We start from the raw sequence: 18,360 nt of genomic DNA on the forward strand, positions 1-18,360 counted from the left end.
CCGGAGATTTCATTCGCCGGGCTTTGCCTCGGTTGAGAAATGACCCCGGCAGGCGAACCTGCCGGGGTCATGCGTCAGGCCGGGATTACAGCGCTGTCTTGCAACTCACGCCCACGGCCTTGAACGCGGCGATCACGTCCGCCGTCGACCGGCTGCGGTTCTGTGCCGAGCGGATCACGCCGCAGGCCCCCTGGTCGTAGGTGCTGGTCTCGGTCCAGTAGAAGCGGTTGGCGTCGACGAACACTTCGAAGGCCTTGCGGGTGTTCCAGCCGGTGGACTTGGCCAGCAGGTAGAAGGCCCGGTTGTACACCCCGCTGGCGTGGTGCACGTCGATGCCGTCGTAGTAGTCGCTGGCGTTGTCGATGGAGCTGCCGTCACGGCTCGGCTGGTCCATGTAGCGCAGTGAGCCGGTGCCCTTGAAGATCTCGGCGCCCACCTTCCAGTCGTTCTGGCCCTTCATGTAGTACTCGGCGGCCTCGCCGGCCATGTCCGAGAAGGCCTCGTTCATGCCGCCCGACTGCCCCTCGTAGACCAGGCCGGAGTTCAGCTCGGTGAAGCCGTGGCTGACCTCGTGGGCCGACACGTCGAGGGAAACCAGCGGGTAGAAACGGTTCTTGCCGTCGCCGAAGGTCATCGCCTGGCCGTCCCAGAACGCGTTCTCGTAGCCGTTGCCGTAGTGGACCTTCATGTACAGCTTCTTCTCGTTCAGCGGGCGCAGGCCGCCGAACCAGTTGCCATACATCTGGAACACCACGTTGCCGAAGTAGTGGGCGTCGTTGAGGGGCGAGTAGGCGCCGTTGGTCAGCTTGTACTCGTTGTACGGGCAGGCGAAGCGGAAGGGCTTGGTGCTGGTGTTGCTGGTGCTGTTGCCGAGGTTCACGGTGATCACGTCGCCGCTGTTCATCTCGCAGCGGTCATTGACGATCAGCGGGCCGTACTGGGTGCCGTACAGGTAGCGGCCGGTCTTGGTGTTGCCACCCGGGCCGGTGGCTTCGGCGTGGGCCAGGCCCTCCCAGCGGCGCAGCACTTCGCCGGTGTTGGCCTCGATCATCACATGGGGCCGTGACGGCTCCGGCCCGCCGACGAAGAACGAGACCACATAGGCCAGCTGGGCCTGCTTCTGCTCGTTCAGGCGCACCACCAGTTCGCTCTGCTCGTTGCTCACCGGCTGGCTGGTGTTCACCAGGCTGCGGGCCTGCTGCAGGGCCTGCTCGGCGCTGAGGGTCGGGGTGGCGTCGCGCACCAGGTCCTGCTCGATGCCGGCCACCAGTCGCCCGGCGCGCCGGGGCTGGCTGCCGGTGGCGGCCTCGGTGATGGCCTCGCCCCAGACGCGGACGCCCTTGTAGTACTGCTGGTAGCGGGTGACCTGCGTGCCGCTGGGCAGGCGGGTGCTCGACTCCTTGACCAGGTCATCGTCCGCCACGCCGAGGGCGGCGCGGATGTCGCCACCGGCCAGGCCGGAGCGCGGGGTGGGGAGGGTGGATACGTCGATCAGTTCCGCCGCGAATCCCATCGCGGGGGTGGCCAGGGCAGCCACGATCAACGAGTGCTGGAACAGTTTCCTTTGCATGGCGTGGTTCTCCTTTTTTGTTGGGAAACGGAGGGTGACTCCGTGTTGCTCCGGCGGCCTTGTGGGGGTGAGAGCGGAGCGAGACACCGCGCTGGCCCGGTGGGTGGCCCGGGCCAGGGCGATGAGCGCTTAGATATAGACGGGTGATTTCGAATATCAAAGATGTTCGAAGAGAATTTATTGATATCGAGTCAATTCGAAGAACTTAAGTCCTGCTTAAATCCTAGTGCGACAAGGGTTTCGCTGGGATGACCCAAATTGGTGCAGTCAGGGAAGGCGACGAAAGGACGTGCAGCGAAGGGCGGGAGGTCGCCTGGAGCGTTATAGCCGGCTTCGACCTCTTTTGCGATGCCGTTGGTCAAGTCGGCATTTTCGCCATGGCGTCCGTTAACCATGTCAGTTATATGGCAGTTTGATGTTATTCGGATTCGTGCCCCCTGTAGGACTTCACTTTGACGAAGTTTTCACAGCGCCTTGGGCACAGTCCTTTCGGATAGCGCCGACCCTGTCGGTACCCGAAGCTCGAACTGGGGAGTCTGTATGTCGCAAGCGCAGGTTGCAGGGAAGCATGGAAAGGTCGACTGGGCCGGCATTGGCCGGTTGTTCCTGTACTTCTGGCTGTTCTCAGGCCTCACCCAGACCCTGATCCTCGCCACCGGCACCAGTGGTTTCACCGGCTTCCGCCAGGCCTTCCTGCTGAGCGGCCTGTGGCTGATCCCGGTGCTGCTGTTCCCCGCCCGTACCCGGCTGATCGCCGGCGTCATCGGCGTGGTCCTGTGGCTCGCCTCCCTGCCGGCGTTCTTCTACTTCCTGGTGTACGGCCAGGAGTTCTCCCAGAGCGTCATCTTCATCATGTTCGAGTCCAACACCGCCGAGGCCAGCGAGTACCTGACCCAGTACCTCGCCTGGTGGATCCCGCTGGTGGTGCTGGCCTACGCCGGCGTGGCCTGGCTGCTGTGGCGCGGTCTGCGGCCGATCCACCTGCCCCGGCGTACCGCCTGGGTGGCCAGCCTGGTGCTGGGCATCGCCCTGCTGGGCTACCCGGTGACCCGGCAGATGGTGGTGAACGCCAACATGGCCGAGGCCATGGACGCCATCGACAAGCGCCTGGAGCCGGCCGTGCCCTGGCAACTGGCCGTGGGCTACCGCCAGTACCGCCAGCAACTGTCGAACATGCAGGACCTGCTGGAAGGCAACCGCGCCGTGGCCACCCTGCCGGGCCTGAAGGACAGTCTCGGCAACGCACCGGCCACCCTGGTGCTGGTCATCGGCGAGTCCACCAACCGCCAGCGCATGAGCCTGTACGGCTACCCCCGCGCCACCACGCCCAACCTCGACCGCCTGCGCAGCGAACTGCAGGTGTTCGACAACGTCGTCACCCCGCGTCCCTACACCATCGAGGCGCTGCAGCAGGTGCTGACCTTCGCCGACGAGCAGCACCCCGACGCCTACCTGTCCACGCCTTCCATCGTCAACGTGATGAAGCAGGCCGGCTACAAGACCTACTGGATCACCAACCAGCAGACCCTGACCAAGCGCAACACCATGCTCACCACCTTCTCCAAGCAGGCGGACGAGCAGTTCTACCTGAACAACAACCGCAATCAGAACGCCCGCCAGTACGACGATGACGTCTTCGAGCCGTTCTCCAAGGTCCTGGCCGAGGACGCGCCGCGCAAGTTCATCGTGGTGCACCTGCTGGGCACCCACATGAGCTACCAGTACCGCTACCCGGAAGCGTTCGAGCGCTTCACCGACCGCCAGGGCGTGCCGCCGAACGTCACCGACGACCAGCTGCCCACCTACAACAGCTACGACAACGCCGTGCTGTTCAACGACCACGTGGTTTCCACCCTGATCGAGCGCTTCAAGGCCACCGACCCCAACGGCTTCCTGCTCTACCTGTCCGACCACGGTGAGGCGGTGTTCGACCCCGAGCACCCCACGGTGCTGGGTCGCAACGAGGCGGCGCCCACCTCGCCCATGTACACCATCCCCTTCATGGTCTGGACCAGCCCGAAGTGGAAGCGTGACCACCCGCAGCAAGTGGCCGGCGTCGAGTCGCGTCCGCTGAGCAGCAGCGCGCTGATCTACACCTGGGCGGACCTGGCGGGCCTGCGTTTCGACACCTTCGACCCCAGCCGCAGCGTGGTGAATGCCGCGTTCAAGGAACGCCCGCGGCTGATCGGCGACCCCGGCCAGCCCAAGTCGCTGATCGACTTCAGCCTGATCAAGCCGAAGCCAAAGGCGCCCGCCCCGGTGGAGGTGGCCCGTGAGGGCGATGAGGTGCCGCTCAAGAGCGGCCCGCCCAGCACCCGGGGCTGACCCCCCCAGCGGCCCGCGTCGGATGACGCGGGCCGTTTCGTTTCACCCCCTCGTCCGATCGCGCCGCTCTTCCATGAGCGGTGAGGGCGTCTTTTTTGTCGGTTTTTTCCATCCCGTGCATGGAATGGGGCAGGGCACTGTTGCATCATGCCGCCCCAGCGTTCCACCGCCCAACCGACGAAGGATTCCCCCATGGCCGGAGCCAGCCTGCTCACCCTGATCGACGACATCGCCAGCGTGCTCGACGACGTTTCCCTCATGACCAAGGTCGCCGCGAAGAAGACCGCCGGCGTATTGGGCGACGACCTCGCGCTCAATGCCCAGCAGGTTTCCGGCGTGCAGGCCGAGCGTGAGTTGCCGGTGGTGTGGGCCGTGGCCAAGGGCTCGGCGGTGAACAAGGCCATCCTGGTGCCGGCCGCGTTGCTGATCAGCGCCGTCGCCCCCTGGCTGGTGACCCCGCTGCTGATGGTGGGCGGCGCCTACCTGTGCTTCGAAGGCTTCGAGAAGCTCGCCCACAAGTGGCTGCACAGCGCCGAGGACGACGAGAAGGCCCATGCCGAGCACGTCGACGCCCTGGCCAAGAGCGACGTCGACCTGGTGACCTTCGAGAAGGACAAGATCAAGGGCGCGATCCGCACCGACTTCATCCTCTCGGCCGAAATCATCGCCATCACCCTCGGCACCGTCAGCGAGTCCAGCTTCGCCGTGCAGGTCGCGGTGCTGGTGGGCATCGCCGCGATCATGACCGTGGGCGTCTATGGCCTGGTGGCCGGCATCGTCAAACTCGACGACCTGGGGTTCTATCTGGTGCGCAAGGCCAGTGCGACGGCCCAGGCCATCGGTCGCGGCATCCTGCGGGCCGCGCCGTACATGATGAAGGCGCTCTCGGTGATCGGTACCGCCGCGATGTTCCTGGTCGGTGGCGGCATCCTCACCCACGGTATCCCCGCCGCCCATGAACCCATCCATCACCTGGCCGAGGCTGCCGGCTCCATGGGCGTGGCCGTCCCGACCCTGGTCAACGGCGTGGTCGGCATCCTCGCCGGCGCCGTGGTGTTGATGGGCGTGAGCCTGGTGAAGAAGGTGCTGGGCAAGGGCTGACCTTCAGCCGCTGCGCGTTCCCGGGCGGAAGCCCGGGCTGCAGGAGCCCCGCCTGGGGCGAGGGCGATCAGGCCTCGATCGGCTTGAAGGCGCAGTAGCCGGGGCGGGGGCCGATCTTCGGGTGGTTGCGGCAGGTTTCCGGGCGCTTGTCGTAGATGCTGCACAGGCGCGTCTTGCGGTTGAGGAAGTAGCAGTCGTTGTTGCTCATCCGCGTCAGGGTGAAGAGCCCGGTCTTCTGGTTGAAGCGCTCCACCACCCCGTCCTTCATCAGCCGCTTGGCGATGTTCTTCAGCGGCTCGCCGCGCTCGAATTCGTCCACCAGCTCCATGCGGATCAGGTCGCTCAGGCGGGCTTCCACCGGCATGGTGCAGCAGCTGGAAACGCATGCGTGGCACATGCTTTTCTCGTAGCGGATCCAGGTTTCGGTGCGATCGAGATCGGCGCCGACGATCAGCAGGGTCTTCATGTCAGGGCAGGGTCAGGGCTTGGAGGGGCGCGCATCATAGCGGGATTGGCCAATTTGTGAACAGCGCGCCGCCGACCGGCGCGTGACGGCCCGAATTTCCGTGAAATTGCTGTGTCTGTGAGGCAACCGGCATTCGTCTGTAGGGAGCGGCACCTTGCGCCGAATATACTGGCGCATCGCCGCAAGGCCCGGCCTCGATGCCGGCACGGCGACTTTCTCACTCTCGGGAAGACAGCGCATGCAATGGATTTTCATGCTGGTCGGCTTGGCCATGGGGGCGGCGGCTGGTGAATCGATCACCGGCGCCTTGCTGGGGGGGCTGATGGGCCTCGGCCTGGGGCAGGCGATCCGCCTGCAGGGCCTGGGGCAGGAAAATGCCCGCCTGCAGAAGGAACTCCGCGAATTCTCCACCCGCTTCGAAAAGGGCACCGAAGCCCTGTTCCAGCGCCTGCTGGAGGTGGAGAAACGCACCGCCGAGCGGCCGACCCGCGCCCCGGCGGCCGACGCGCCGCCCACCCCGGCGGTGGAAACGCCCGCCGCTGCGCCTCAGCCCGAGGTCACCGCCCGGCCCGAGCCGCAGCCTGAAGAGACCGAACTGGTCTGGGAACTGCCGGCCGACGTGGAGCCGCCCGTGGCCGCGCAGGTCGCCGCCGAGGGGCCTGCCGCGCCCGAAGCGCCGCTGGACTGGACCCTCGAGCCCCTCCCCGAACCCGTTGCCGCCGCTGAAGCGGCGCCTCAGCAACCGGAGCAACCTGCACCACGCCCCATCGTCCGGCATGCTCCGGCGCCCCGCCGCGAACCGGCCTACCGCCACGAGCCCTCGCTGTTCGAGCGCGGTTTTGCCGCGGCCAAGGCCTGGCTGTTCGGCGGCAACACCGTCCTGCGCATCGGTGTGCTGCTGCTGTTCCTCGGCCTGGCCTTCCTGCTGCGCTACGCCACCGAAGGCATGGTGGTGCCGATCCAGGTGCGCTACGCCGGCGTGGCGGCGGCCGCCATCGCCCTGCTGGGGCTCGGCTGGTGGCTGCGCCGCCGCAACCCCTCCTATGCCTTGATGCTGCAGGGCGCGGGGATCGCGGTGCTGTACCTGACGGTGTTCGCGGCCATGCGCCTGCACCCGCTGCTGGACCCGAAGGCCGCGCTGGTGCTGCTGGTGGTGGTCACGCTGTGCTCGGCCGTACTCGCGGTGCTGCAGGATGCACTCGGCCTGGCCGCTGCTGCGGCGCTGGGCGGTTTCGCCGCGCCGATCCTCACCTCCACCGGCAGCGGCAACCATGTGGCGCTGTTCTCCTACTTCGCCCTGCTCAATGCCGGCATCTTCGCCATCGCCTGGTTCAAGGCCTGGCGCCTGCTCAACCTGATCGGCTTCGTCGGCACCTTCGGCATCGGCATGGCCTGGGGCATGCGCTCCTACACGCCGGAACTGTTCGCCAGCACCGAGCCCTTCCTGGTGCTGTTCTTCCTGATGTACGTGGCCATCGGCCTGCTGTTCGCCCGTCGGCGCCTGCGCGAGGCGGCCAACGCACCGACGGAGCGTGACGCGCTGCTGAACTGGTCGGTCCGCCAGGGTGACTACCTCGACGCCACCGTGCTGTTCGGCCCGCCGCTGGTGGGCTTCGGCCTGCAGTACGCGGTGATCCGCCACCTGGAATTCGGTGCCGCCTTCAGCGCCCTGGCCCTCGGCCTGTTCTACATGGTGCTGGCGCGCCTGGTGGCCGGGCGCACCGCCGGCCGCGCACTGCTGCTGGTGGAAACCTGCCTGGCCCTGGGCGTGGTGTTCGGCACCCTGGCCATCCCGCTGGGGCTGGACGCCCGCTGGACCTCCGCCGCCTGGGCGGTGGAAGGGGCCGGCATCTTCTGGCTCGGCCTGCGCCAGGGTCGCCCGCTGGCCCGCGCCTTCGCCCTGGCCCTGCAGGCCGGCGCGGCGCTGGCCTTCATCAGCGGCCTGGAGCTGGGCCGCAACAGCCTGCTGGAAGGCGCGCCCCTGGGCGCCCTGATGCTGGGCGTGGCCGGCCTGTTCAGCTACTGGCAGCTGCGCATCACCCCGGCGGACCGCCTGCGCAGCCACGAGCCTGGCCTGCAGCCGGTGCTGGCGGCCTGTGGCCTGGGCTTCCTCTACCTGATCGCGCCGCTGTGCTGGTACGCCGAAGGCACCGCCATCGCCTGGGCGCTGGCCGGCCTGGCCACGCTGTTCGCTGGCCTGTGCCTGCGTTCGCGCACCTTCCTCTTCGCCGCCTTTGCGGTGCAGTTGCTGGGTGGGGCGGTGTTCCTGCTGGGCATCGACCGCGACAGCCTGGGCGCCGGCGGCGCGCTGGGCTGGCGCAGCCTGATCACCGCCTCGCTGATCGGCCTGGCGCTGATCGGCGGCATGCTGGTGGCCGCGCGGGACGAGATGGTGCGCGACGACGCGCGCCTGCTGCGTGGCATGTCCGTGGTGCTGCTGGCGGGCCTGGTGTTCATCAACCTGGCGGTGCTGTTCGTCCTGCCGTGGCGCTCGGCCGCCGCCGTCTGGGGCGGCAGCGGCCTGCTGATCATCTGGCTCAGCCTGCACCTGCAACTGCGCGCCAGCTTCGTCTTCGGCCTGGGGCTGCAGGCCGTGGCCGGCATCACCTTCCTGGCGGTCAGCCCGCTGCTGCTGGGTGAGCTGAGCAGCGAGGGGCTGCGCCCGCTGGCCCATGCCGGCTTCTGGACGCCGGCCGTGCTGGCCCTGGCGGCGCTGGTGGGGGCCTGGCGCCTGCACCGCGAGCACCGCCGCGAAGACCCGCGCCTGCCGGGCGTCAGCCTCGGCCACCTGGCCCAGCTGCTGCTGGTGTGGAGTGCCGGCTGGTGGGCCCTGGCGGGGCTGTCGGAGATCATCCGCTTCGCCGAGCCGGCGCTGCGCGTGCCCCTGGCACTGGTGCTGGCGGCCCTGAGCGTGGCGGCCTGGTCGCAACTGGCGCGTCGTGAGCGCTGGGAAGGCCTGGCGCTGCTCTGCCTGCTGCTGGTGCCGGCGGCGCTGGTGGCCCTGCTCGGTGCCTGGACGCCGCGCTACCACCCGGCGGCCGACTTCGGCTGGCTGGGCTGGGGGCTGGTGTTCGCCGCTCACCTGCTGGTGCTCAAGCGCCTGCATGACCTGCTGCCGGAGGGCGCGCGCAGTGCCGCCCACGTGCTCGGCTGCTGGTTGATCCTCGGTGTGCTGGCGCTGGAGCTGCGCTACCTGCTCCTGCTGCTTTCCGAGCACTACAACGCCTGGCGCTGGCTGGGCTGGGCGCTGCTGCCGAGCCTCTACCTGCTGGCGATGACCCGCCTGCCGCGCTTGCCCTGGCCGGTGTCCGCGCACCCGCGCGAGTACCGCCTGTGGGCCGCGCTGCCGCTGGCGCTGATGATGCTCGGCTGGTTCTGGGTGGCCAACGCCTGGAGCGACGGCAGCGCCGATCCGCTGCCCTACCTGCCGCTGGTCAACCCGCTGGAGCTGGGCCTGCTGTTCGCCCTGCTGGGGGTCAGCCTGTGGCTGCGCGACTACCTGTCCGAGTTCGGCCTGGGCGAAGACGTGGAGCGCTGGCTGCCCCAGGTGGTGGTGGGCGCCTCGCTGTTCGCCCTGGCCACGGCCGTGGTGTTCCGCACCGCCCACCATTGGGGCGGCGTGCCCTTCACCCTGCAGGCCCAGCTGGATTCCATGCTGGTGCAGGCGGGGCTGTCCCTGGTCTGGACCACCATCGCCCTCGGCCTGATGGTTGGCGGCCACCGCCGCGTGCACCGCGAGCTGTGGCTGGTGGGCGCGGCGCTGATCGGCGTGGTGGTGGCCAAGCTGTTCTTCGTCGAACTGGGCAACCGGGGCGGCCTGGAACGCATCATTTCCTTCATCGGCGTCGGCGTGCTGCTGCTGGTCGTCGGTTACTTCGCGCCCTTGCCGCCCAAGCGGGGCGCCGCTGAAACGGAGCAGGTCAGTACATGAGTCGTCTAACCTTGTTGCTGGGCGCCTGCCTGGCAGTGGCCAGCCCGGCGTTCGCCGCCGAGAAACTCGCCGACTACACCGCCCAGGTGCCGCTCAAGGTGGAGGGGCAAGGCCCCTGGTACCGCCTGGAGCTGCCCATGGCCCTGCAACTGGCAGCAGCCCATGGCGACCTGCGTGACCTGCGGGTGTTCAACGCCGAGGGCGAGCCGCTGGCCTATTCGCTGACTCGCAGCGAAGGCAGCACCGCCCGCACCGAGCAGGCGCTGGACCTCAAGTGGTTCCCCCTGCGTGGCCCGGCCAATGTGGACAGCGCGCCCCGCGTACGGGTGGAGCGCAGCACCACCGGCACCCTGGTGGAAGTGGTGCCGGAGGAGCCCGCCGCACCGGGCGAGCGCCTGCGCGGCTGGCTGCTGGACGCCAGCGCCGCCCAGGGCCCGCTGGAGCGCCTGGTGCTGGACTGGACGACGGGCGAGGAGGGCTTCCAGCGCTTCTCCATCGAGGCCAGCGACGACCTGCAGGACTGGCGCCCCTGGGGCACCGGCCAACTGGCCCGGCTGAGCTTCGGCGGGGATCGCATCGACCAGCGTGAAGTGGCGCTGCCGGGCCAGCCCGCCCGCTACTTGCGCCTGTTGTGGCTGGACGCCGAGGCTCCGGTGCTGTCCGCCGCGCGGGTCACCACGGCCAGCCGCGAGAGCCGTCCGGCGCCGATGGTCTGGTCCGATCCGCTGCCGGCGCGCAGTGAAGGGGAGGGTGAGTACCGCTGGGACCTGCCGCTGCCCATCGCCGCCGAGCGCCTGCGTTTCGCCCTGGAGCAGCCCAACACCCTGGCACCGGTCCAGCTGCAATCGCGCAACGACCCGGCCGGCCAGTGGCGGCCGCTCACTTCGGGCCTGCTCTACCGCCTGCCGGGGGAGGGCAAGGAAAACGTCCATGACGAGCTGATCCTCTCCGGCTGGGACCGCATCCAGCAGGTGCGCCTGAAAGTGGACCTGCGTGCCGGCGGCTTCGGCACCCAGGGCCCGGCGCTGCAGGTGGGCATGCGTGCCACCGAGGTGGTGTTCCTCGCGCGGGGCACCGGCCCCTTCGTGCTGGCCGTCGGGCGCCCGGCGGCCACGTCCTCGGCGCTGCCGCTGGGCACCCTGGTGCCCGGCCTGCGGAACGACTCGCTGGCGAAGATGGGCCAGGCGCGGATCGAGGGCGACCTGCGCGTCACCCAGGCCGTGGCGGAGGAGAAGGCCGCCGTCCAGGCCGAGCAGACCGACTGGAAGCGCTTCGGCCTGTGGGCCGTCCTGCTGCTGGGCGTGGGGCTGCTGGTGATGATGGCGGTCAGCCTGCTGCGCACCCAGAACAAGGGCGTATAAGCGGCGTTATTGCCACCATCTGTCACATGAATGGTGGCTTTTTGCTGTATCTTTGTCCGGTCGCGCGGCATGGGCCGCGCCTCCCTTCCAGACAGGTTCCGACGCCGTGAAACGCGCTTCCTCCCCGCTGCCCCATGCCCTTGTCCGGCATGCCGGGGCCGCTCGCCCGTTGGAAGCGCGTCGGTGAGCCTGTGTTCGATCCCGGGCTGGAGCCTCACGCCGCCGGTGCTGTTCACCGGGGTGGTGGCGGTCGGGGTCATCCTGCTGGCGCGCTGGGTCGGCCGGCAGCGTTACTTCCCCGGCCGCGCCAGCTTCATCCTCATGCACCTGGGCATCCTCTGGTGGCTGGGGGCCGCCGGCCTGGAGCTGGCTGCCGAGGGCGCCTCGTGCAAGGTGCTGTGGGCCACCATGGCCTGGCCGGGCATTGTCGGGGTACCGACGCTCTGGGCGGTGTTTCTCTGGCAGTACGTCAACAGCATCCGTGAGCCCCTGTCGCCGCGCCGTTACCTGGCGCTGTCCATCGCGCCGCTGCTGGCCTGGGCGCTGGCGGCCAGCAACCCCTGGCACCAGGCCTTCTACGGGCCGGGCACGTCGCCGCTGAGCGACCTGCCCGGCGCACCGGTGCGCTATGAGCACGGGGTGCTGTTCCACGGCGTGGCGGTCTACGTCTACCTGCAGATGCTGTTCTGCCTCTACGTGGTGGCGCGCGCGGTGCTGGCCAGCCACGGCCTGCACCGCCGGCACTACCTGGCGTTCGTCTTCGTCACCTGCGTGCCCTGGGTCGCCAATGCGTCCTACGTGATCTTCGGCTGGACCCTGTTCGGGTTCGATCCGACCCCCTTCAGCTTCGCCTTCACCCTGGCGGCATTCGCCTGGCTGATCGTCGGTGTGCGCCTGTTCGACCTGATGCCGGTGGCGCGCCACCTGCTGCTGGAGGAGCTGCCCGACCCGGTGCTGGTGGTGGATGCCAAGGGCCGGGTCATCGAGGCCAACCCGGCGGCCCTGCGCCTGGCCGGTCTGCGCGGTGGCTGGCAGGGCCGGGTGCTGGCGGAGTGGCCGGTGGTCGGCCAGCCGCTGCAGGCGCTGTTGCAGGAGTCGGGCAACCTGGAGGCGATGCTCACCCTGGAGGCGCCGGAGCGCTACTTCGAGGTGCGCTGCCGGGCCATCGAGCGGCTGACCCGCACCGGCAACCACGTGCTGGGGCGGATGATCTACCTGCGCGACGTCACAGCGCGGCATTGCAGCGAGCTGCAGCTGGCCGAGGCCCTGGCCACCAGCGAGGAACGACTGCGGACCATCTCCAGCCTCCACGAGCAGTTGCGCCAGCAGGCCCTGCGCGACCCGCTCACCGGCCTCTACAACCGCCGCTACCTCAGTGAGTTCTTCGAGCGCGAGATGGCCCGTGGCTTGCGCGAGCAGAGCCCGATCGCCCTGGCGCTGATCGACCTGGACCACTTCAAGCAGCTCAACGACCGCCACGGCCACCTGGTGGGGGACGACGTGCTCAAGGGCGTCGCCGGCTACCTGGAGTGCAGCCTGCGCAGCTCGGATGCGGTATTCCGCTTCGGCGGCGAGGAGTTCCTGCTGGTGATGCCCGGGGCCGATGCCCACGAGGCGGCCGAGCGCCTGGAGGCGATCCGCCGTGAACTGGCCACCACCGCCCTGGTGACCCGCAACGGCGAGCTGCGGGTGACCCTGTCCGCCGGCCTGGCGGTCTGGCCGGGCCAGGGGCAGGGCCTTGACGAGCTGCTGCAGATCGCCGACGCCGCCCTCTACGAGGCCAAGCGCAATGGCCGCAACCGCGTCTGCAGCCTGGCGAGCCTTTCGTCCTGAGCCGTCACTGAACCTGTGCGCCCGTGTCGCGTCTGATCCTTCGGCGCCGCTTCGTCAGGGCCCTGCCTGCCGTCCGCCGTGTCGCCTGGCGTGAAGCAATGCGCCGCGAGTCGCGCTAAACTGCGCGCGTTTTTTCCCCATTCCATCCGGAGCCAATTCATGTCCCGCGTTACCCTCAGTCGCTATCTGATCGAGCAGACCCGTAGCCACAACACCCCTGCCGATCTGCGCTTCCTCATCGAGGTGGTGGCGCGTGCGTGCAAGGAGATCAGCCACGCGGTGTCCAAGGGCGCGCTGGGTGGCGTGCTGGGCAGCATGGGCACCGAGAACGTCCAGGGCGAAGTGCAGAAGAAGCTCGACGTGCTCTCCAACGAGATCCTGCTGGAAGCCAACGAATGGGGCGGCCACCTGGCCGGCATGGCCTCCGAGGAAATGGACAACGCCTACCAGATCCCCGGCAAGTACCCCAAGGGCGCGTACCTGCTGGTGTTCGACCCGCTGGACGGCTCCTCCAACATCGACGTCAACGTCTCGGTCGGCACTATCTTCTCGGTGCTGCGCTGCCCGGATAAGTACCTCTCGCAGAATGACAGCCTGAACGAACAGGCCTTTCTCCAGCCCGGCACCCAGCAGGTCGCCGCCGGCTACGCCATCTATGGCCCGCAGACCATGCTCATGCTGACCCTGGGCGACGGCGTGAAGGGCTTCACCCTGGACCGCGAGCTGGGCTCCTTCGTGCTCACCCACGACAACATCCGCGTGCCGGAAACCACCGCCGAATTCGCCATCAACATGTCCAACCAGCGTCACTGGGAAGCCCCGGTGAGCCGCTACGTGGGCGAGATGCTGGCCGGCAAGGAAGGCCCGCTGGGCAAGAACTACAACATGCGCTGGATCGCCTCCATGGTGGCCGACGTGCACCGCATCCTGACCCGTGGCGGCGTGTTCATGTACCCCTGGGACGCCCGTGAGCCGGAGAAGCCCGGCAAGCTGCGCTTGATGTACGAAGCCAACCCGATGTCCTTCATCATCGAGCAGGCCGGCGGTGCCGCCACCAATGGTCGCCAGCGCATCCTCGACCTCCAGCCCGAGTCCCTGCACCAGCGTGTGCCGGTGTTCCTGGGCTCCAGGGAAGAAGTGGCCCGGGTCACCGGCTACCACCTGGAGTAACCCATGCAGCCCTGGCAGCCGCTGCTGGACTGGTGGTTCGGGCCCGAGGCCCCGGCCAGCGAGGTGGTGGCGAGCCGCCAGGGCCTGTGGTTCGGCAAGCGTGACAGCCAGGACCGCGAGGCCGGGGAGCGCTTCGGCCCGCTGGTGGAGCAGGCCCTGGCCGGCGGCCTCGCCGAGTGGGGCCAGTGCCCGGACGGCTGGCTGGCCCGGTTGCTGTTGCTGGACCAGTTGCCGCGCATGATCTTCCGCGACCAGCCCCGCGCCTTTGCCGGCGATGCCCTGGCCCGCGAGCAGGTTCGCGATGGCTTGGCGCAGGCTTGGGACCGGCAGCTCCCGCCGATCCGCCGCGTCTTCGCCTACCTGGTGCTGGAGCACGCCGAGGACCTGGCCCTGCAGGACGAAGCCGTGCAGCGCTTCGCCGCCCTGCGGGATGCGCTGCCCGAGGCCGAGCGCGGCCCCTTCGACAGCTACCTGGACTACGCCGAGCGGCACCGTGCGGTGATCGCCCGCTTCGGTCGCTTTCCCCACCGCAACGCCATCCTTTCGCGCGCCTCCACCGAGGCGGAGCTGCGTTTCCTCGAGGAACCCGGCTCGCGCTTCTGAATCCAATGGGCATCCGCCGCCTCGCTGTGCCAAGCTTTGCGGCGTTCCTACCCCTGAACGGAGTCATCCATGCGCCTGCGTATCCTCGCCCTGCTGTCCGTCTGCGTCGCACTCGCCGCGTGCAACAAGATCAACCAGGAGAACTACTCCAAGATCAAGGCCGGCATGGCCAAGACCGAGGTGGAGCAACTGATCGGCGAACCCACCGAGTGCTCCGGCGCGGTCGGCCTCACCAGTTGCACCTGGGGTGACCAGCAGACCTTCATCAGCATCCAGTTCGCCGCCGACAAGGTGGTGATGTACCAGGGCAAGGGGCTGAAATGATGCGCCGGACCCTGTTTGCTGCCGCCCTGCTGCTGGCCGGCTGCGCCGGCACCGGCAGCCCGGCGGAACCGCCGCGTACCGCCGGGCAGGTGGACCTGCAGCGCTACCAGGGCACCTGGTACGAGCTGGCGCGCCTGCCGATGTTCTTCCAGCGCAACTGCGCCCAGTCCGAGGCCCACTACAGCCTGGAAGGCGAGGGCCGCGTCGGCGTGCTCAACCGCTGCCGCACCCCCGAGGGCGAGTGGCAGGAGGCACGCGGCTACGCCGTGCCTCAGGTGGAGGGGCAGACCGACAAGCTCTGGGTGCGCTTCGACAACGTCTTCACCCGGCTCTTCCCGAACCTCGCCAAGGGTGACTACTGGGTGCTCTACCTGGACGAGGGCTACACCACCGCGCTGGTGGGCAACCCGAACCGCGAATACCTGTGGATGCTCTCGCGCACCCCGGTGGTCTCGGAGAAGACCCGCGCGCGCCTGGTGCGCCTGGCCCAGTCCCAGGGCTACGACACCGACCGGCTGATCTGGCGTACGCCCGACAGCCAGATGCCCTGACCCCGGCGGCGGGCCTTCAGCCCAGGACGGTCCGCAGCACCTCGGCGAAGGCCCAGGCCGTCGCTTCCTCGGCAGGGTGGTGGCCGTTGCGCACCACCCAGCGCCCGCCCACCATCACATCCCGCACCTGACGGTCGCCGCCGGCGAACAGCCAGCGGTTGAGCAGCGCATCCCCCTCGGCGGTGGCCAGGTAGGGGTCGGTGCCGTCCAGCACGATCCAGTCGGCCCGGCTGCCCTCGGCCAGTGCCCCCACCGGTTGGCCAAGGGCCTGGGCGCCGCCGGCCAGGGCCGCGTCGAACAGGGTGCGACCCACCTGGGGCTGCTCCGGGCGATACAGGCGATTGCGCCGCTGGTCACGCAGGCGCTGGCCGTATTCCAGCCAGCGCAGTTCCTCCACCACGCTCACCGACACATGGCTGTCGGAGCCGATGCCCAGGCGCCCGCCCCGGGCGAGGAAGTCCACCGCCGGGAAGATCCCGTCGCCCAGGTTGGCCTCGGTGGTCAGGCACAGACCCGCCACCGCACCGCTGCGGGCCATGGCCTGCACCTCATCGGCTTCGGCATGGGTGGCGTGCACCAGGCACCAGCGCGGGTCCACCGGCGCGTGTTCGTACAGCCACTGCAAGGGACGACGGCCGCTCCAGGCCAGGCAGTCGTCCACCTCCTTCTGCTGCTCGGCGATGTGGATGTGGATCGGCCGGGCCCCGTCTTCGGCGGCCAGCACCGTGGCCAGTTGGTCGGGCGTCACCGCCCGCAGGGAGTGGAAGCACAGCCCCAGCCCCTGGTCCGCCGGCAGTGCCTCGCGCAGGCACTGTTGCAGGGCCAGGTAGCTGTCGGTGCTGTGGATGAAACGGCGCTGGCCCTCGTTGGGCGGCAGACCGCCGAAGCCGGCGTGGCTGTAGAGCACCGGCAGCAGGGTCAGGCCGATGCCGCTGTCGCGGGCGGCGCGGCTGATGCACAGCGCCAGCTCGGCGGGGTCGGCATAGGGCCGGCCGGCCGGGTCGTGGTGAACGTAGTGGAACTCGGCCACGGCGGTGTAGCCGGCCTTGAGCATCTCCACGTAGAGCTGGCGGGCGATCACCTCCATCTGCTCGGGGCTGAGGCGGCCCACCAGGCGGTACATCAGCTCGCGCCAGGTCCAGAAGCTGTCATTGGGGTTGCCTGCCACCTCGGCCAGACCGGCCATGGCCCGCTGGAAGGCGTGGGAGTGCAGGTTGGGCATGCCCGGCAGCACCGGCCCATGGAGCCGCTCGGCGCCCTCGGAACCGGCATCGGGGAGGACCTGTTCAAGCAGGCCGGAAGCCCCGACCTCGAAGCGGACATTACGTGCCCAGCCCGAGGGCAGGAGGGCTCGTTCAGCGTGGAAGGCAGGCATGGCGCGGGCTCCCGGTGAGTGGTCTTATTTGTATATACATATACAGACGTTGTGGGGCGCCGTAAACTTGCGCCTGTCCGTGCTTGTCCGCCGGTGTCGAATCCGGTACATGCCGGTAGCGGGTGCCTGCCTGGTGCCCGCCGTTTCCACAAGGAGATTCCCGTGTCCCCATCGCCCTCCGCGCCGTCCTCCCTGGCCGCCCAGATCGGTGACGCCCCCGCGCCGCTGTACGCCCGGGTGAAGCAGATGATCACCCAGCAGATCCAGTCCGGCGCCTGGCCGCCGCACTACCGGGTGCCGTCGGAGAGCGAGCTGGTGAGCGAGCTGGGCTTCAGCCGCATGACCATCAACCGTGCCCTGCGCGAGCTGACCGCCGACGGCCTGCTGGTGCGCATGCAGGGCGTGGGCACCTTCGTCGCCGAGCCCAAGGGCCAGGCTGCGCTGTTCGAGGTGCACAACATCGCCGAGGAAATCGCTGCCCGTGGCCACCGTCACCACTGCGTGGTGGTCAGCCTGCAGGAAGAGCAGGCCGGCCCCGAGCGCGCCCTGGCGCTGGACCTGCGCGAAGGCCAGCGGGTGTTCCACTCGCGCATCGTGCACTTCGAGAACGACGTGCCGGTGCAGATCGAGGACCGCTACGTGAACCCCGCCGTGGCCCCCGACTACCTGGCCCAGGATTTCACCCGCCAGACGCCCCACGCCTACCTGTCCCAGATCGCCCCGCTCACCGAGGGCGAGCACGTGGTGGAGGCCATCCTCGCCGACGCCGACGAGTGCCGCCTGCTGCAGATCGAACGGGGCGAGCCCTGCCTGCTGATCCGCCGCCGCACCTGGTCCGGGCGCAACACCGTCACCAGCGCCCGCCTGCTGTACCCCGGCTCGCGTTACCGCCTCGAAGGACGCTTCGGCTCATGAACCGCATCCGCCTGCTCAAGGCAGCCGACTACCCGCGCATGCCGTGGAAGAACGGCGCCGGCTCCACCCTGGAGATCCTCCGGGATGCCGGGGACGGCCTCGACGGCTTCGGCTGGCGCCTGTCCATCGCCGATGTCGGCCAGTCCGGCCCGTTTTCCGCCTTCACCGGCTACCAGCGCGTCATCACCGTGCTGGAAGGTGCCGGCATGCGCCTGACCGTGGACGGCCAGCCTTCCCGCGACCTGGGCCCCCTGGATGCCTTCGCCTTCGACGGCGGGGCGGCCGTGGACTGCACCCTCATCGACGGGCCGATCCGCGACTTCAACCTCATCTACGCCCCCGCGCGCTACGCCGCCCGCTTGCAGTGGCTGCGCCTCGACGGGCCGCAGTCGCTGTTCAGCGATGCCGACCACCTGCTGCTGTTCGCCGCCGAAGCAGGCGCCGGCCTCCAGGGCGGCCCGCTGCTGGAGCGCCACGACTGCCTGCACCTGGAGCGCTCGGGCGGCCTGACCGAGGTCCGTCTCGAGGGGACCGGCACCCTCTGCCTGATCGAGCTGCTGGCGCGCTGAGGCGCGCCCGACCTTCCCTGCGTTCCCCACGCTGCTCGCCCTTGTCGGGCACCCCCGTCTGCCTGCCTCCCACTGTTACCGAACGCCTCAACGGTGTGCGGTGCTGCTCCCGAATGATGCGCCGCTGCCCCAGGTAGCGGTCGGATCGGTTGCGTCCGTGCAAACCGGGGATGCCTGCCCGAGCCCAGGTAATCCGGCGCTTCTCGCCGTCATGCAGGCGCAGCGGAGCGGGTTGGTCCCTGAATTGCATATGCTTGTATGTACAA

The 18,360-nt window shown here is 68.9% G+C and carries 14 protein-coding genes; 11 read left to right on the forward strand and 3 right to left on the reverse strand.

Annotated features, from left to right (window positions below):
• Positions 1–85: 85 nt before the first annotated feature.
• A complete protein-coding gene (locus RTK35_RS03760) occupies positions 86–1,570 on the reverse strand; it encodes a M4 family metallopeptidase (RefSeq protein ID WP_208275219.1) in 1,485 nt (494 codons plus the stop codon).
• 540 nt (positions 1,571–2,110) lie between these two features.
• Between RTK35_RS03760 and cptA the strand changes: the two genes are divergently transcribed.
• Entirely contained in the window at positions 2,111–3,895 is a 1,785-nt protein-coding gene (gene cptA, locus RTK35_RS03765; RefSeq protein ID WP_316907419.1) for a phosphoethanolamine transferase CptA, read from the forward strand.
• A 192-nt stretch (positions 3,896–4,087) separates the two neighbouring features.
• Positions 4,088–4,996, forward strand: coding sequence for a DUF808 domain-containing protein (locus RTK35_RS03770; protein ID WP_172434871.1), 909 nt, complete (start codon positions 4,088–4,090; stop codon positions 4,994–4,996).
• A 67-nt stretch (positions 4,997–5,063) separates the two neighbouring features.
• On the opposite strand, the gene RTK35_RS03775 is transcribed toward RTK35_RS03770, so the two are convergent.
• On the reverse strand, positions 5,064–5,462 hold the full coding sequence (locus RTK35_RS03775) for a YkgJ family cysteine cluster protein (RefSeq protein ID WP_069559939.1): 399 nt from the start codon (positions 5,460–5,462) through the stop codon (positions 5,064–5,066).
• Positions 5,463–5,700: 238 nt separating this feature from the next.
• Here RTK35_RS03775 and RTK35_RS03780 point away from each other — a divergent pair, with 238 nt between their 5' ends.
• From RTK35_RS03780 to RTK35_RS03810, 7 genes are all read left to right on the forward strand, one after another.
• A complete protein-coding gene (locus RTK35_RS03780) occupies positions 5,701–9,393 on the forward strand; it encodes a DUF2339 domain-containing protein (RefSeq protein WP_316907420.1) in 3,693 nt (1,230 codons plus the stop codon).
• Positions 9,390–10,754, forward strand: coding sequence for a DUF3999 domain-containing protein (locus tag RTK35_RS03785; protein ID WP_316907421.1), 1,365 nt, complete (start codon positions 9,390–9,392; stop codon positions 10,752–10,754). Before RTK35_RS03780 ends, RTK35_RS03785 begins: the two co-directional genes overlap by 4 nt.
• 183 nt (positions 10,755–10,937) lie before the next feature.
• The gene (locus RTK35_RS03790) at positions 10,938–12,587 is read left to right on the forward strand and encodes a histidine kinase N-terminal 7TM domain-containing protein (RefSeq protein WP_316907422.1); all 1,650 of its coding nucleotides are present in this window, start codon (positions 10,938–10,940) and stop codon (positions 12,585–12,587) included.
• A gap of 159 nt (positions 12,588–12,746) precedes the next feature.
• Entirely contained in the window at positions 12,747–13,757 is a 1,011-nt protein-coding gene (locus tag RTK35_RS03795) for a class 1 fructose-bisphosphatase (RefSeq protein ID WP_316907423.1), read from the forward strand.
• 3 nt (positions 13,758–13,760) lie between these two features.
• On the forward strand, positions 13,761–14,360 hold the full coding sequence (locus tag RTK35_RS03800; RefSeq protein ID WP_316907424.1) for a DUF924 family protein: 600 nt from the start codon (positions 13,761–13,763) through the stop codon (positions 14,358–14,360).
• 69 nt (positions 14,361–14,429) lie between these two features.
• Entirely contained in the window at positions 14,430–14,684 is a 255-nt protein-coding gene (locus RTK35_RS03805) for a lipoprotein (RefSeq protein WP_044405457.1), read from the forward strand.
• Positions 14,684–15,235, forward strand: coding sequence for a lipocalin family protein (locus RTK35_RS03810; RefSeq protein WP_316907425.1), 552 nt, complete (start codon positions 14,684–14,686; stop codon positions 15,233–15,235). Before RTK35_RS03805 ends, RTK35_RS03810 begins: the two co-directional genes overlap by 1 nt.
• 16 nt (positions 15,236–15,251) lie before the next feature.
• Here the strand turns inward: RTK35_RS03810 and RTK35_RS03815 are convergent, their stop codons facing one another.
• Positions 15,252–16,610 (reverse strand): formimidoylglutamate deiminase, encoded by a 1,359-nt coding sequence (locus tag RTK35_RS03815; RefSeq protein ID WP_316907426.1) that lies wholly within the window; start codon positions 16,608–16,610, stop codon positions 15,252–15,254.
• A 162-nt stretch (positions 16,611–16,772) separates the two neighbouring features.
• On the opposite strand from RTK35_RS03815, the gene hutC reads away from it, so the two are divergent.
• Together hutC and RTK35_RS03825 are read left to right on the forward strand one after the other, a co-directional pair.
• Entirely contained in the window at positions 16,773–17,525 is a 753-nt protein-coding gene (hutC, locus tag RTK35_RS03820; protein ID WP_069559931.1) for a histidine utilization repressor, read from the forward strand.
• Positions 17,522–18,094: a HutD family protein gene (locus tag RTK35_RS03825; RefSeq protein ID WP_316907427.1), complete on the forward strand. Its 573-nt coding sequence runs from the start codon at positions 17,522–17,524 to the stop codon at positions 18,092–18,094. The genes hutC and RTK35_RS03825 overlap by 4 nt, the downstream gene beginning before the upstream one ends.
• The last annotated feature ends 266 nt before the right edge of the window (positions 18,095–18,360 follow it).

This window comes from Pseudomonas sp. zfem003 (assembly GCF_032621675.1).
Taxonomy (GTDB): domain Bacteria; phylum Pseudomonadota; class Gammaproteobacteria; order Pseudomonadales; family Pseudomonadaceae; genus Metapseudomonas; species Metapseudomonas otitidis.